The sequence below is a fragment of the Seonamhaeicola sp. genome (assembly GCF_028281565.1).
In the GTDB taxonomy this organism is placed as follows: Bacteria; Bacteroidota; Bacteroidia; order Flavobacteriales; family Flavobacteriaceae; genus Seonamhaeicola.
Genome location: NZ_JANQJQ010000006.1, coordinates 42,616 through 57,765 on the forward strand (window position 1 = coordinate 42,616; position 15,150 = coordinate 57,765).

General features: G+C 37.3%; 14 protein-coding genes. All 14 read right to left on the minus strand.

Features of this window, described 5'->3' with window-relative positions; all coding sequences use genetic code 11:
• Positions 1-64 precede the first annotated feature (64 nt).
• Entirely contained in the window at positions 65-778 is a 714-nt protein-coding gene (locus Q0983_RS02065) for a 3'-5' exonuclease (RefSeq protein WP_299548000.1), read from the minus strand.
• Positions 775-1,134: a hypothetical protein gene (locus Q0983_RS02070; protein ID WP_299548002.1), complete on the minus strand. Its 360-nt coding sequence runs from the start codon at positions 1,132-1,134 to the stop codon at positions 775-777. The genes Q0983_RS02065 and Q0983_RS02070 overlap by 4 nt, the downstream gene beginning before the upstream one ends.
• Positions 1,131-3,545 (minus strand): penicillin acylase family protein, encoded by a 2,415-nt coding sequence (locus Q0983_RS02075; protein ID WP_299548004.1) that lies wholly within the window; start codon positions 3,543-3,545, stop codon positions 1,131-1,133. The genes Q0983_RS02070 and Q0983_RS02075 overlap by 4 nt, the downstream gene beginning before the upstream one ends.
• A 68-nt stretch (positions 3,546-3,613) precedes the next feature.
• On the minus strand, positions 3,614-4,135 hold the full coding sequence (locus Q0983_RS02080) for a DUF4442 domain-containing protein (RefSeq protein WP_299548007.1): 522 nt from the start codon (positions 4,133-4,135) through the stop codon (positions 3,614-3,616).
• Between the two features lie 2 nt (positions 4,136-4,137).
• A complete protein-coding gene (locus Q0983_RS02085; protein ID WP_299548010.1) occupies positions 4,138-4,611 on the minus strand; it encodes a methylated-DNA--[protein]-cysteine S-methyltransferase in 474 nt (157 codons plus the stop codon).
• The gene (locus tag Q0983_RS02090) at positions 4,611-5,723 is read right to left on the minus strand and encodes a CNNM domain-containing protein (protein WP_299548013.1); all 1,113 of its coding nucleotides are present in this window, start codon (positions 5,721-5,723) and stop codon (positions 4,611-4,613) included. Before Q0983_RS02090 ends, Q0983_RS02085 begins: the two co-directional genes overlap by 1 nt.
• A 26-nt stretch (positions 5,724-5,749) precedes the next feature.
• Positions 5,750-7,060, minus strand: a complete 1,311-nt coding sequence (locus Q0983_RS02095) for a serine hydrolase (RefSeq protein WP_299548015.1) — start codon at positions 7,058-7,060, stop codon at positions 5,750-5,752.
• 26 nt (positions 7,061-7,086) lie between these two features.
• Positions 7,087-8,076, minus strand: a complete 990-nt coding sequence (gene hemB / locus Q0983_RS02100; protein WP_299548017.1) for a porphobilinogen synthase — start codon at positions 8,074-8,076, stop codon at positions 7,087-7,089.
• Positions 8,077-8,160: 84 nt separating this feature from the next.
• The gene (gene hemF, locus Q0983_RS02105) at positions 8,161-9,063 is read right to left on the minus strand and encodes an oxygen-dependent coproporphyrinogen oxidase (RefSeq protein ID WP_299548380.1); all 903 of its coding nucleotides are present in this window, start codon (positions 9,061-9,063) and stop codon (positions 8,161-8,163) included.
• A gap of 661 nt (positions 9,064-9,724) precedes the next feature.
• Complete coding sequence (locus tag Q0983_RS02115; RefSeq protein ID WP_299548020.1) at positions 9,725-10,267, minus strand: GNAT family protein; 543 nt, start codon at positions 10,265-10,267, stop codon at positions 9,725-9,727.
• Positions 10,257-11,015, minus strand: coding sequence for an EI24 domain-containing protein (locus tag Q0983_RS02120; protein WP_299548023.1), 759 nt, complete (start codon positions 11,013-11,015; stop codon positions 10,257-10,259). The genes Q0983_RS02115 and Q0983_RS02120 overlap by 11 nt, the downstream gene beginning before the upstream one ends.
• 47 nt (positions 11,016-11,062) lie before the next feature.
• On the minus strand, positions 11,063-12,088 hold the full coding sequence (gene hemE / locus Q0983_RS02125) for a uroporphyrinogen decarboxylase (RefSeq protein WP_299548026.1): 1,026 nt from the start codon (positions 12,086-12,088) through the stop codon (positions 11,063-11,065).
• A gap of 109 nt (positions 12,089-12,197) precedes the next feature.
• The gene (gene hemC / locus Q0983_RS02130; protein WP_299548028.1) at positions 12,198-13,772 is read right to left on the minus strand and encodes a hydroxymethylbilane synthase; all 1,575 of its coding nucleotides are present in this window, start codon (positions 13,770-13,772) and stop codon (positions 12,198-12,200) included.
• Positions 13,765-15,030, minus strand: coding sequence for a glutamyl-tRNA reductase (gene hemA, locus Q0983_RS02135; protein WP_299548031.1), 1,266 nt, complete (start codon positions 15,028-15,030; stop codon positions 13,765-13,767). The genes hemC and hemA overlap by 8 nt, the downstream gene beginning before the upstream one ends.
• Positions 15,031-15,150: the final 120 nt, after the last annotated feature.

The window sequence follows — 15,150 nt, forward strand, 5'->3', positions numbered from 1 at the left end:
GACCTACCAGGTTTTAAAAACCTGGTAGGTCTATAGCAATATTGTTTTTTTTTGGTAGATAAGACTAAATATGAATAATTTCATGGTCAGTTAAAATGTCATCGCCTCGTAACCTTAATAGAATTTGGGCTACAGCAATGGTGTCTTTTTCACAATATGTTATAATCCTGTCAATATTATTTTCTTCATAATACACACTGTAAACTTCACTGCCATCAATATCATCTTTAGGCGATGGAATGCCTAAAACATTGGTCAATAATTTTAACGATGTATAGGTTTTGTAGTCGCCAAACTTCCATAGCTCTAAAGTATCCAGGTGAGGCACTTCCCAGGGTTTTTTACCGAACAGGTTTAGCTTATAAGGCAGTTCAATATCATTGATGATCATTCTGCGTGCTATATACGGAAAGTCAAATTCTTTACCGTTATGGGCACAGAGTAAATGTTTGGTTTGACTAAAATGCGATATCAATAAGTTTTTAAAATTTTTTAAAATGTCTATTTCATCACCGTAAAACGAAGTTACCCTAAACTTTCTAAGGGCTCCCTGAAAATTGAAGTAACCAACAGAGATACAAATAATTTTCCCAAATTCAGCCCAAATGCCGGCGCGTTCATAAAATTCTTCAGCCGTAAAATCATCCTTTCTTTGGTACAGTGATTTGCTTTCCCAAAGGGCCTGTTTGTCTTCATCTAAATCAGAGAAATACGGGTGCTCCGGAACCGTTTCTATATCCAGGAATAATATGTTTTCCAAATGTAGTTTTGAAATCATGTTTTCTCATTTAAAATTAAGGCACACTGCTTACCAAACATCCCGGCAATTCCTGCAGCAATACCTCCAATGAGTCCTGTTACCAGCATAAGGACATAAGGATTGCCTCCAAGAGGGAATAACACGGCAATCTTTTTAGCAAGTGTAAAGTCATTACCGGAGCTTAACAAAAAGGTATAAACCATCCAGAAAAGTGCTATGGCTAAAAATGGAATAAAAAAAACCGCTCCTTTTTTCAACCTCAAGATTATGGAGGTTATAAAAGCGGCAACCATGACAGACCACCACGGTAAAAATTGGGATAAAACCAATGCCAGAATTATGGTTACTATGAAGTTTAAAAGGTTTCTGTTCATGGTGTTAAATTTTGAGTCACTATAATACCGTCCGTATTATTTTGGTCTTGTATAAAGTTTAGGTTCAGGTAGTTGCCGGCAGCCCAATCGTCAATAAAATTGTCGTAAAATTTGCTTCCAGGATTTCCGGATTGCCCGCCCGGATAAATCCCTAGCGCTTTGGGAGGAGAACTCATTTCTACTATCATGCGCCAGGACGGACCGTGATTTACGTCCGAAGCATTGACTGTGTTTCTGTCTCCGCCAATGGGAATATTAAATCTTGAAAATGCCGGTAGAGCCTGCAATAAGTGCCCCACATAGGGTTGTTTATAGTTCGCCCAATTATAGTCTCCGTTTTCAGCTTTCCAGTCGGTAAGTGTTTTAGCTGCTTCTTTAAAGCTTATTAAAAACAGATCATGAGAAGTTTCTTTTTTTTCAGGGGTATCAACTATATCCATTAAATCATCATCAGGATAGTTTTTTAAAAGATTAATCGTGTGATAAGTAAATGTTCTCACTGTATTTCCGTCTTCAATTTTTGTGTGATCCCAGGTTAAATCAAATAGTATGCGCCACCAGGCATCCCAAATACTTGGTGCTGTCTGATCTATGTTACTGTTAAAATCCCAGTCCTGAACCATATTGAAAAGTTTCTTTTCTTCATCAGAAAGTGATGAGGTATCTGTATTTTCAAGCATATAAGGTAATAACTCAGATGCTTTAAGATTGAAGTTGTTGTTTTGAAGGTCTTTAAAATCCTGAATAGTGAATGTCTCCTTCGATCTGAAAAAATCATTGATCACCCGATTTCTATAAGCTTCATAACCATCATTAAATACATAGAAAGAATAGGATACATCTACAGGGTGTTGATTTGCAGAACTGACAAAACCACGTTCAGGGTTTTTGGTATGCGCATTATATTTTCTGGGAATAAAACTTTGCCAGTCATGGTCCGGGTTGCTGCCATCTAATAAGAATTTCCCCTGACCTTTCCATTTATTTGGAAATAAACCCTGGATCCAAAGTGCTATATCACCTTCGGTGGATGCAAATACAAAGTTTTGAGCCGGTGCCACATGATTGGATAAAGCTTTTAAATAGTCGTCATAATTTTTTCCTGAGTTTAAGTCTAGAAAAAGCCTGGTAAAATCATGCCCGATATGCCCGGTCCATTTCATAGCGTAACCCACTTTCTTTTTGCCGTTACCTTTAAAGTTTTGGTCATAACTTACAGGGCCGTGATGTGTGTAAATAACGGAATCTAAAAACGTTTCCCGGCCTTTTATTTTAATTTCTTCAACCCTGACAGAAGTGTCTTTCCAAGTATCACCATGCTTGTATTTGGTTCTGCTTTCGTCTTGAAATTCAATCTTATACCAGTCTTTTACATCCCTGGTGGCATTGGTTTCACCCCAGGCAATATGATTATTAAATCCCGAAATAACACCCAAAGCACCTGGTAATGTTGCCCCGAAAGAATTGTGTTCGGGCGTAGCCAGTTGCATAATGTACCAAATGGAAGGCAGGTTAAGGCCCAGGTGTGGATCATTAGCCAAAATAGGATTCCCGGAATACGATTTTTCAGGCCCTACAGCCCAATTATTACTGCCGTTATTAGGATGTGGTTTGGCCATGACTTCAGTAATGGTATCTAGCGGTAATTCACTTTGTGGAACCTCAGTTATTGGGGTATCAATAAAACTCCAGTCGGTTTCCTTTGGAATTACAGGGTCATTAACCTCAAAAAAATCAGGATACAAAAAATCAAAACGCTCTTTTCCCAGTTTTCTTAATGCGTTAGTATACTCTAAATCCGTGTCACGACCACATAACATATCGGTCATGTACATGAGTAAATACATGGTTTTTTCAACAGACCATGGTTCCGGGCTATAATTCAAAAGTTTATATTCAACCGGATAATCTTTAGGTTTAAGTTGCTTAATATAACTATTCACACCATCACTATAAGCTTGAAGCGATGCTAAAGATTCCGGATCTTCTTTAATTTTATCAAGGCCGTTTTCGGCACCAAAACCCAGTCCTTTTCGGCGTTGTTCTCTATCGTAGTTTAGTGCTATTTCACCAATAATTTCAGATAATCTTCCGGCGGCGGCGTGGGTTTGAAATTCCATTTGCCACAACCTGTTTTTAGCCGTAACGTAACCCTGGGCTTTATATAAGTCCAGGTTGTTTTGAGCAAAAATATGCGGGATCAGGTGTTCGTCATAATGTACGGTAACCTTATCACTTAAGCCTTCAATTTTAACATCGGTTACATCAAAATCGTCTTGTTCATTTTGCCATATACCTTCAGCCGGATTTAAAAATTTGCCTATCGGAGGTATAGCACCTATTTGATTATTGAAACAATAAAAAACTGCAACGGAGAGCGAAGCAGAAAGAATAAACTTAAGAAGTTTCATTTAAATGAATTTATTGTAGAAACTAAAGATAATAAAATTCTATGCTATTAAAAACAGAAGTAAAATGATTAATTGCCAGCCGCTTTTTGTTTGCGCTTTTCTTTGTAAAAGTCCTTACTGGCAACATAAAGCGTTTTAGTAAGCTCTGCAATAACAACCTTTTTATGAGTTACAATATGGAGCGTTTTAACAATATCTATTTCTTTAGATTTGGTAACATCCGCTTTAATTTTCGTTACTTCTTCTTCAGTAAAAATAAACTCTGCAAATACATCTTCTCTTGCCGGGCGCTTATATTTTATGTTAGCTTCCTTATCCCAAACAATATAATCATCCCCTAAAATATTAAGGAGTTGGATCATGTAAATGGGGTCTGTTGCCGATAGTAAACTGCCACCAAAAATAGTGCCCACATAATTCCTGTTTCTGAAACTGATTGGGATCTTTATTTTAACCCGATGCAGATCATCTGAAACCTCAACAATTTTACCGGTAGTACGCCTGTACATAGAAGACCAATTAAAACCGTACTTGTAAATCTGGGCATCGGTAAAAAATCGCTTTAGTATTTTAAGAAGTGTTTGATACATGATCAAAAAAGCGATTGCTGTTTAAACGGGCTTTCATGATTTAGTAACCATTGTTTTCGATGTAAGCCTCCGGCATAGCCTGTTAAACTGCCATCGGTGCCAATTACGCGGTGGCATGGTATGATAATCCAAAGTGGATTTTTACCATTGGCATTAGCAACAGCTCTGATAGCTTTTGCATCCCCTAATTGTTTTGAAAGCTCTAAATATGATATTGATTTTCCATATGGAATTTGCTCTAATTGCTTCCATACTTTTTTTTGAAAATCAGTGCCTTGTGGATTGAGTTTTAAGCTGAATTGTTTACGAGTGCCTTCAAAATATTCGTTTAGCTGGATCACACAATCTTCTAAAACTTCCGGGATAATATCAGTGACCTTTTCTTCGGAATTCAATACGGTAACCGAGCAAACGCCGTCTGCGTCTCCGAGAATTTTAGTATAGCCTAAGGGCGAATTAATGATGCACGCTTCCATTAGTCCTCATCTTTAAGAATACCCAATTTTTTAGCTCTGGCTTCCCAATTCTTTCGGGCTTGCACCTGAAGGTCTGATACATTATCGCTTTCATCCATAATTTCTAGACCCAGTAAGGTTTCAATAACGTCTTCCATAGTTACCAAACCACTTACGGTCCCGTACTCATCAACCACTAAAGCCATGTGATTTCTGGTCTGAACCAAATGTTCGAATAGTTTTGGGATGACCATGTTGCGATTGACTATGATAATGTCTCGTTTAATGTCGGAAAGCTTTTTATCACCATTGCTTAGTGCCATTTCTTTAAAGACATCGTCTTTTAGAACCAGGCCTTTGATGTTGTCTTCATTGTCTGCATAAACGGGAATCCGTGAGAAACGCAGGTTGAGGTTTTTATTGAAGAATTCTTCAACTGTTGTGGTTTCATTTTCGGTTTTCATCACCGTTCGTGGTGTCATAACATCTTTGGCCTTGACCTCTTTAAAAGTTAAAAGGTTTTTTATCACTTTGCTTTCTGATTCCTGAAAAACACCTTCTTCCTCAGCCATATCTGTCATGGCATGAAAATCTTCCCTGCTTAAAACACTGCCGTGATGGCCTTTCCCGCCAATGAGTTTTGTGGTAAGTTGTAATAGCCAAAGAACGCCTGTCCATTGTAGTGGAAAAATGAGAATCTTTAAGGCTTTTGCAGTGAAATTTGCCAAACTTTTCCAATAGGTGGCACCGATGGTTTTAGGAATAATTTCGGAAGCAATTAAGATCAAAATTGTCATCACCGAAGAAACCACACCAACCATGATATCTTCTGTAAACTCCATACCTAAAAAACTTCTGGTTTGAGAGCCGTACATTTCTGCATAAGCAACTTTGGCCTGAACACCTACCAAAATGGCACCAACAGTATGTGCTATAGTATTTAATGTTAAAATGGCAATTAACGGACGGTCCACATCTTTTTTCAACGCTTCCAGTTCTAAAGCATAGGCTTTGTTCTCACTCTTTTTAACGTTGATAAAGGTTGGGGTTACACTTAATAGAACAGCCTCAAGAATAGAACATAAAAAGGAAAAGAAAATGGAAATAATGCCGTAGAAAATAAGTAAGCCCATGGTGTCTGTTTCTGAATTCTAAAGTACTAATTATTTAACAATTTTGAAGTACCTAAATGCTTGTTGTAAAAGATTTGTTGTAGAGCAGGCCGAATGTTTAAATTGTATATATTTCTATGTGCTCTGGTTGGATAGACGCGATTAGATAAAAAGATAAAAACTAATGCTTCTTCAGGATCCGCCCAAACAAAAGTACCGGTAAACCCGGAATGACCAAAACTTTTGGTGCTCGCCTGGGGAGCGGGATAGGAATCTTTAATATTCAAAGTGTCATTGCCTATTAGAGGTTTATCAAACCCTAATCCACGTCTGTTATTGTTTTCGAGATATTGAATCCTTGTAAACTCTTTAACCGTGGAAGGCTTGAAGAACTGCTTACCGTTATAGGAGCCTTCTTGAATTAGCATTTGCATGAATTTTGCCAGGTCTATTGCCGAACTAAATAGTCCGGCGTTACCGGAAATGCCTCCAAAAAGTGCAGCGTTTTCATCATGTACCCAGCCTTTAATTAGATCTTTTCTAATAAGGGTGTCAATTTCCGTAGGTACAATATTGTTCTTAAGGTTTTTGTATACAGGGAGGTAACCAAGAGTAGAACAACCAAGAGGGGTATAGAAGTTTTTTTGAATATATGATTGGTATTTTACTCCCGTAATATTTTCTATGACTTGCGGATAGATTAGAGAGGCAATTCCTGAATACAGATATTCTTTTTTACCATCTGCTTTAACTCTTTTAAGTTGCCTGTATACTTTATTTTTAAAACGGTTTTTAACGTAAAGGTTTTTATAGAATTCATTTGAAAACCGTTTACTTTTTTTAGTTCTGAGAAATCGTTTTTTTAGTTTCCCTTTTTTTTGAACTTCATTTAAAAAAGCGATGTAAGGCTTAATGCCAGATTGATGTGCCAAAAGTTCTCTTAATGTAATGTTTTGTTTATCCTTTTGGTGCCTCCAGTCTTTCCAATAGTTGCTAAAAGGTATGTCTAAATCAATGTTTCCTTCCTCGTATAGTTTCATTAAGGCTGGAAGCGGCCCTATTATTTTAGTAACAGAGGCTACGTCATAAACATCATTTAATCCTACCTTTTGAATACTGTCGTAAGTATGGTATCCGTAGGCCTGATGGAATATTATTTTACCTTTTTTAGCAACTAGTAATTGAGCGCCCGGAAAAGCTTTTTGATGGATGCCAAGGGTCATTAACGAATCTACTTTTGCCTGAATGTGGTTCGAATTTAAACCAAAGGATTCCGGAATGTCATAGGATAACTGCGCGCTTAAGTTTTGAAAACAAAAAACAAAATTGAAAACAAATAAAATTCTGATGCACCTCATTAATTGAATAACTTTCGCTTTAAAAGTTACTTAAGCAATTTCACAACATCCTTAGCGAAATAAGAAGCAATGATGTCGGCTCCTGCACGTTTAAAGGCCATGGTGGTTTCCATCATGATCTGGTCGTGGTCCAGCCAACCTTTTTCTGCGGCTGCTTTTATCATGGCATACTCTCCTGATACTTGATACACCGCAACGGGCACATCCACATCATTTTTGATTTCTCTAACAATATCTAAATACGAAATTCCCGGTTTAACCATGACGATATCGGCGCCTTCGTCAATATCCATTTCGGTTTCCCTGATGGCTTCGAACCTATTGGCGAAATCCATTTGATAGGTTTTTTTGTCTTTGGGAATATCGACCAAATCTACGGGAGCAGAATCTAAAGCATCACGGAATGGCCCGTAAAAAGCTGAAGCGTATTTTGCCGAATAACTCATAATACCGGTATTGGTATAGCCTTCATCTTCCAGGGCTTCCCGTATGGTTAAAATACGTCCGTCCATCATATCACTAGGAGCTACAAAATCAGCACCTGCCTGCGCATGGGATAAACTCATTTCGGCCAGAACTTCAGCGGTGACATCGTTTATGATTTGGCCATTTTCTATAATGCCGTCATGCCCGTAAGCCGAATAAGGATCTAAAGCCACATCGGTCATAACTAACATATCCGGACAAACATTTTTAACGGTTTTAACGGCACGTTGCATGAGTCCGTCGGGATTTAGAGCTTCAGTTCCCTTATTATCTTTTAAATTATCAGGTACTTTTACAAAGAGTAGCACTGATTTTAGGCCTAATTTCCAAAGTTCTTTAACTTCGTTTTCCAGTAGATCCAGGCTGTAACGAAAGTAATTTGGCATGGATGGAATTTCGTCTTTTATGCCTTTGCCTTCTACTACAAAAAGCGGCACTAAAAAATCGTTGGGCGTAATAACCGTTTCACGGACTAAGGAGCGAATGGCTTCATTGGTTCTTAGTCTTCTGTTTCTTCTAAGTGGGAACATATTATTTCTTATATAATGTCATTCTGAATGAAACGAAGCATCTAAAAATAAAAGAGATGCTTCACTATGTTCAGAATGACAAAGTTAAACCCAATCTATTGGATTTTTTAAAACTTCAATTAATTTTTCTTCGTCACTTCCCGGTTCGGGATGATGGTCGTATACCCATTGTACATGTGGTGGCAAGCTCATTAAAATGCTTTCAATACGTCCGTTGGTTTTTAAACCAAACAGTGTGCCTTTATCATGCACCAGGTTAAACTCTACATAGCGTCCTCTTCTTATTTCCTGCCAATTTCTGTGTGCTTCCGTATAGGACAGTTCTTTTCGTTTTTCAACAATGGGCACATAGGCGTCAAGGAAGCTATCACCAACTTCAGTTACAAAGTTATACCAATCTGCCATGGTCATATCATCTGTGGCTTTACAATAATCGAAAAACAATCCGCCTACACCACGTGCTTCATTTCTATGCGTGTTGTAAAAGTACTCGTCGCAACGCGCTTTATATTTTGGATAGAATTCCGGATGGTGCTTATCACAAGCTGCCTTACAAGTCTCATGAAAATGTTTGGCATCTTCTTCAAATAAATAATAGGGGGTTAGGTCTTGTCCGCCTCCAAACCATTGGTCTACAATGTTACCGGATTGGTCATACATTTCAAAGTAACGCCAGTTGGCATGAACTGTAGGAACCATAGGGCTTTTAGGATGAATCACCAAACTTAGTCCGCAGGCAAAAAAATTGACATCACCTACTTTAAAATAGGCTTGCATAGACTTAGGTAATTTACCATGCACCGCAGAAATATTAACACCGCCTTTTTCAAACACGTTGCCGTTTTGAATAACACGAGTGCGTCCGCCACCACCTTCGGGCCGTTTCCAAAGGTCTTCTTGAAAAGTCGCTTTACCGTCAATAGTTTCCAGCGTAACAGTAATAAAATCTTGTAAATCTTGTATGTATTGATAGAACTTGTCCTTCATGGATTGCTTAATATTAACACCTACAAGGTCTCCAAGACCTTGCAGGAGAGGTGTCTTAGTTGTGTTTGTTTCTTGACCTGCAAAGTTTTCAAAACTTTGTAGGTCTTTTGCATGAACAAATTTAAAGTTTTCAATATCTTCAAATAATCCTAAAATATAAGCTTTTTCGGAAGAAAGCTTAGTTAAATAAGAATTGAAAGATGTGAATTTATAATCCCTAAAATCTTTAATCATACCATGGTTTTGAGGATTTTTATGGATATAAAGAATTAAATTCTTAAGATAAGTCTCGTCCTTAATTTTTTTTCTTTTGAAATGCTTTTCAAACAGACTCCCTGTTCTGTTTTGCTGCTTGTTGAATGCTTTTGCATAAGCATTAAAGAGATTAGAAAAGGCCTGGGTTACCATAGATTCTTCTTCAACGACCTTAACTATAAGATGGAAGTGATTATTCAATAAACAATAAGCAATAACATCAGCTTTTCCTTTTAGGTATTTCTCTATTAATTTTAGAAAATAAACCATATTATCGTCAGATTTAAAAATATCTGAGCTGTTTATTCCTCTATTGAAGATATGATAATAATGGTCTTTTTCTATTTTTTCTAACATTGCTTGAATTTATACCTACAAGGTTTTGAAAACCTTCCGGGATAGGTGTTTATTCTACTTCTTTGTACAATTCATATAGTTCCATGTCCAAAGGGTTCTCTCCGGGAGGTGTGTGTTCGTTTTTTAAGGTTTTTATCCATGTAAAATTACAATTTTCAGCTACTTTAATACTTGGGAAGTTGTTTTTGTAAACGATAATTTGGAGAGTTTCTAATCCTAATTCATTAAAAGCATGGTTAGATAAGAAACTAATAGCCTGCGTAATTATACCCTGGCCTTCAGATTCATAATGAATGCAATAAGCGAATTCCCCTTGCTTTTTTGTCCAATCCAGTGATTTTAAATAGACTAACCCGATAAGCTTATTGGTTTCTTTTTGTTTAAGTGTGAATAGGAATTCTTCCTTTTCTTGAAATTGTCTTGCCTTCTTTTTAACAAAAAGGTTCGATAGGTCGGGTGTTAAATTTTGTGCTAAAGTTTTTGGGAAATAGTGTTTTAACCGGTCTTCATTTGCAACTACAAAGTTACAAATATCCCAGGCATCTTGAATTTGAATAGGTTCTATATAGAAAGTTTCAAAGTCAAATAGCATCGGGTAAATTGTTTTTCAAATTTAAAGCTTCAACAGTCCTTACAGACGCTGCTGTTACTGAAAGGGGTAATACTAAAATAACACCAATGATCGGGATTAAAAGACATAATAAAAACACAATACCATTTCCTATAGCTAATCCTCTGTTTTTTCTAACAAAGGCCAAGCTTTCGGTATATTTAAAGTGGCGTTCAAGGGTATAGTCCATATTACCAAAACCGGCATAATAAGCTTGCATTAAAAACAGCAGGATGGTTGAAAATATATTGACTACAGGAATAAATTTCAGCAATAAAATAGGAATTGTAAGTAACAGTTCCATCAACAGGTTTCTAACATTAATACGAATACCGCGCCATAACTGTTGCATAAAAGACGTGTCTCTATGTGATTGCGCTTCAATACCTGTTAAATGTGCTTCAATCTTTTCGGAAACCGGACTCATAAACGGAGCCGATAATGCCATGATGATATGTTTATAAAGTATAAGCCCAATAACCAGCACAATTAATCCGCCAATAAAAGCGCTTATTGAAGAGAAAGTCTCTTTGCCCCAATCCCAAACCCAGATTCTTGAAATAAAACCACCGATATTATCTGACAAACCATAAGCAGACCAAAAAATAATGATAAACGTAACAAAACTAATAGCCATGGGGATAACGAAAAACTTCCAGAGCTTTAGTCTTGATATTAGGCCGAAAGCACCGAAATATGCTTTAATGCCTGATGAAATATCTTTAATCATAACTATTTTTAGACCTGCCAGGTTTTAAAAACCTGGCAGGTCTTGGATTACATGCTATATTCTTTTACTGCATCTATAAATGCTTTGGCATGGTCTAAGGGAATGTGAGGCAAAATGCCATGGCCAAGATTTACAATGTATTTGTCTTTACCAAATTCGTTGATCATTTGATGTACCATTTTTTTGATTTCCGCAGGGGGCGATAGTAACCTCGCCGGATCAAAATTACCTTGTAGCGTTATATTGCCACCGGTTAAGTAGCGTGCATTTCTGGGTGAGCATGTCCAATCTACACCTAAGGCAGACGCATTACTTTTTGCCATATCACCAAGTGCAAACCAGCACCCTTTTCCAAAAGCAATTACCGGAGCATCGTCTTTTAAAGCCTCTATAATTTGGTTGATATACTGCCATGAGAATTCCTGATAATCTGTGGGCGATAACATGCCTCCCCAGGAATCGAATACTTGAACGGCATTACAACCGGCCTTTACTTTTTCTTTTAAATAGGCAATGGTAGTATCGGTTATTTTCTGGAGCATTTGATGTGCCGCTACCGGATTTGTAAAACAAAATTCCTTGGCTTTATCAAAGGTTTTACTACCCTGTCCTTGTACACAGTAGCATAAAATGGTCCAGGGAGAGCCGGCAAAGCCAATTAAAGGGATCTCATCATTCAATAACTCTTTGGTGGCTTTTATGGCTTGATATACATAATCTAATGCTTCCGTTACATCCGGAACTATGACGTTATCAACATCTTTTTGAGAACGAACCGGATTGGGTAAGTAAGGGCCAAAGTTTGGCTTCATTTGCACCTCAATATTCATGGCCTGCGGAATCACCAAAATATCGCTGAATAAAATAGCGGCATCCATACCGTACCGACGGATAGGCTGCACGGTGATTTCACTGGCCAATTCAGGAGTTCTGCAACGGGTGAAAAAATCGTATTTCTCACGAATAGCCATAAACTCCGGGAGGTAGCGCCCGGCCTGACGCATCATCCAAACAGGTGGACGGTCTACCGTTTCACCTTGTAATGCTCTTAAAAATAAATCGTTCTTTATCATAATTTCTTTTTGTCATTACGAATCACGCTTTTGGCGTGATGTGGCAATCTGTTAATCATGTTGGAGAGATTACCACGTCACTGCGTTCCTCGTAATGACGCTTTAATATTTACACATAATGCGCATTCACCAATTCAATGACACTTTCAACTGTTGGTACTTTGGCAACCCTGACATCTTTAAACTTTTTTCTGGCTTCTTTTGCTGTGGTTTCCCCAATACAAAAAGCTATGCCTTCGGCATCATTTTTTTGCAAATAACTCTGAACCGTTGATGGACTATAAAACATAATGTTTTTTACGGAGTCATCAACTTTTACGGCATCAAACTTAGTTTGATACGCTTCAACCTCATTTACTTTAATATGATTAGCGTCAAGTATCGTTGGCAGGTCATCCAATCTTAAATTGCTACAGAAATATGTGACTTCGGTGCCTTCAATAAATTCCACTAAATATTCTGCAAGTGCTTTAGCATTTTTTTCGGTATGGATGACTTTTCCAATTTTGTTTTCAACCAGGCGTTTGGTGCGTCTGCCTACACAATAGATATTCTTAAACTTTAACGCTTCTTTTGAAAAATTGGTCAGTAAAGCATCAACAGCATTTTTACTGGTGATGATGACGTTTTCAATTTCGTCCTTTACAACGTGCTTATGAATTCTGTTCGGATTCGTTTTTATAAAATCAGAACTTTTAGAAACCACCTTTTCATTAAATAATAATCGTTGATCTTCGGTTAATGATTTCGTGGAAAATACGTTCGTTTTTTTAGAGCCGTTTTTAATGTCATCCATTAAACGTTTCCCGCCTCTTTCAATAATATAATCTGAAGCGTATGAAGCTATATCATGATGATTTCCTAATTTTTCAACTCTTGTAACTTCAATTTTTTTTGAACCGTCTTTACTTAACAACACGCCTTTAAAAGACACCTCATCGTCTTTAATTCTCGCCAAAGCTCCAATTGGTGCGGTACAACCGCCTTCCAATTTATTTAAAAACTCACGTTCAATGGTTGTACAGATCTCAGTTTCTTCATGATTTAATTGGGAGCAGGCTTCAACGGCAAAATCATTCTCTCCTAAAGCAGCAATCATAATGGCACCTTGAGCAGGCGCAGGGATCATCCAGCTTAAGTTGATAGATTCATCAGGCCTAATGCCAATTCTGCCAATACCTGCAGCGGCAAAAATAGCCCCGTTCCAATCTTTATCTTTTAATTTTTGAAGACGTGAATTCACATTCCCTCTTAAATCAACGATGGTATGTGTTGGATAGCGGTTAAGCCATTGTGCTCTTCGGCGTAAACTGCCTGTGGCTATTACCGCTTCTTTAGCACCTAAAAACTCTTCGTTATGTTTAAAAACCAAAGTATCATTAACATTGCCTCGTTTCAACACCGCCACCTGAACAATACCCTTTGGTAAAATAGTGGGAACATCTTTTAAAGAATGCACTGCAATGTCAGCATCGTGGTTTAATAAAGCAATGTCTAATGTTCTGGTGAAAATACCGGTAATTCCCAATTCGTAAAGTGGTTTATCCAGAACAATATCGCCGGTAGATTTAACCGGAACCAGTTCTGTTTTGTAGCCTAAATTTTCAAGTTGTTGTTGTACGGTTTTGGCTTGCCATAGTGCCAATTCACTATCGCGCGTACCAATTTTAATGACTTTAGACATTGGCTTTAGGAGATTCTTCTAGCTGAAACACTTTTTTTATCAGTTCCAGACTATCATCTGTAGAACTATTATCATCTTTTAAATGATGCGCAAAATGATTAGTAATTTTTTGAATGATATTATTACTGATTATTTCGGCTTGTTTTTCATTAAAGTCCGATAATTTTTTGCGTTGTGTATCTAATTCTGCAGTGGCAAAATCGGCAAGTTTATGTTTTAAAGCTTTAATAGTTGGTGCAAACTTTCGGGTCTCCAACCAACTGTTAAACTCTTCGTTAATTTCTTCTATAATACTTTGGGCATGTGGAATATGGGCCTTACGCTTTTCTAAGGTCTCATCGGTCATTTGAGACAGGTGGTCCAGATGAACTAAAGTTACGTTATCTAACTCCTGAACGTTTTCATTTACGTTTTTAGGAATAGACAGATCTAAAATCAACAATGGTTTTTGAGACTGAATAATATGCTTGTCTATAGTAGGCCTATGGGCGCCAGTTGCCACAATGAGAATGTCAGAGTTACTGATTTCTTCCTGCAAATTGGCATAATCTTTTACCACCAAATTAAATTTGCCAGCTATTCTTTCGGCTTTGTCTTTAGTTCTGTTGATAAGTGTAATATGCTCATTTTTGGTATGCTTTACCAGATTTTCACAGGTGTTTCGTCCTATTTTACCGGTGCCGAATAATAAAATATTCTTATCGGAAACATGTTCGATATTTTTTAAGATATATTGGACCGAGGCAAAAGACACTGAAGTGGCTCCTGAAGACAGTTCCGTTTCGGTTTTAATACGCTTGCTGGCCTGGATAACCGCATTTACCAAACGTTCGATAAACGGATTTAGCAAATCGTTTTTCTTAGACAGAATGGCACTGGATTTAAGCTGACTGATAATTTCAAAATCACCAAGGATCTGACTGTCTAATCCGGAACCAACTTTAAACATATGGCCAATAGCTTCTTTGTTCTTATAAACGTAAGCTACTTTTTGGAATTCGTCTACGGTGCCTTCGGTATTATCGCAAAGTAATTTTATAAGTTGGAAGGGGTGCTCTGCAAAACCATAAATTTCGGTTCTGTTACAAGTAGAAGTTACTACCAAACTTTCAATGTGGTTGTCTTTGGCTTGTTGTAACAATGTGAGTCTTGCATCATCACTTAAACTAAAATGACCACGAATGACAGCATCGGCTTTTTTGTAGCTTAAACCAATGGCATAAAAGTTCCTGCTTCTTGAAATGTTATACTTATGCATGTTATTACCTGACTTCGGGGAACAAAAATAGAATCATCATTCAAAAAAAAATAACGCTCAAAGAACTTTTAGTATCGTTTTAAGTTTTTTAATGATATTTTGTAAAAAAATATGATAAAT

Bases quoted from the DNA above. Each gene is read 5' to 3' on its own strand.
- hemB (WP_299548017.1), bottom strand. From the start codon at position 8,076: ATGTTCCCACTTAGAAGAAACAGAAGACTAAGAACCAATGAAGCCATT.
- Q0983_RS02065 (WP_299548000.1), bottom strand. From the start codon at position 778: ATGATTTCAAAACTACATTTGGAAAACATATTATTCCTGGATATAGAA.
- hemC (WP_299548028.1), bottom strand. From the start codon at position 13,772: ATGTCTAAAGTCATTAAAATTGGTACGCGCGATAGTGAATTGGCACTA.
- Q0983_RS02120 (WP_299548023.1), bottom strand. From the start codon at position 11,015: ATGATTAAAGATATTTCATCAGGCATTAAAGCATATTTCGGTGCTTTC.
- Q0983_RS02115 (WP_299548020.1), bottom strand. From the start codon at position 10,267: ATGCTATTTGACTTTGAAACTTTCTATATAGAACCTATTCAAATTCAA.
- Q0983_RS02070 (WP_299548002.1), bottom strand. From the start codon at position 1,134: ATGAACAGAAACCTTTTAAACTTCATAGTAACCATAATTCTGGCATTG.
- Q0983_RS02085 (WP_299548010.1), bottom strand. From the start codon at position 4,611: ATGGAAGCGTGCATCATTAATTCGCCCTTAGGCTATACTAAAATTCTC.
- Q0983_RS02090 (WP_299548013.1), bottom strand. From the start codon at position 5,723: ATGGGCTTACTTATTTTCTACGGCATTATTTCCATTTTCTTTTCCTTT.
- hemE (WP_299548026.1), bottom strand. From the start codon at position 12,088: ATGATAAAGAACGATTTATTTTTAAGAGCATTACAAGGTGAAACGGTA.
- Q0983_RS02095 (WP_299548015.1), bottom strand. From the start codon at position 7,060: ATGAGGTGCATCAGAATTTTATTTGTTTTCAATTTTGTTTTTTGTTTT.
- hemA (WP_299548031.1), bottom strand. From the start codon at position 15,030: ATGCATAAGTATAACATTTCAAGAAGCAGGAACTTTTATGCCATTGGT.
- Q0983_RS02075 (WP_299548004.1), bottom strand. From the start codon at position 3,545: ATGAAACTTCTTAAGTTTATTCTTTCTGCTTCGCTCTCCGTTGCAGTT.
- hemF (WP_299548380.1), bottom strand. From the start codon at position 9,063: ATGAAGGACAAGTTCTATCAATACATACAAGATTTACAAGATTTTATT.
- Q0983_RS02080 (WP_299548007.1), bottom strand. From the start codon at position 4,135: ATGTATCAAACACTTCTTAAAATACTAAAGCGATTTTTTACCGATGCC.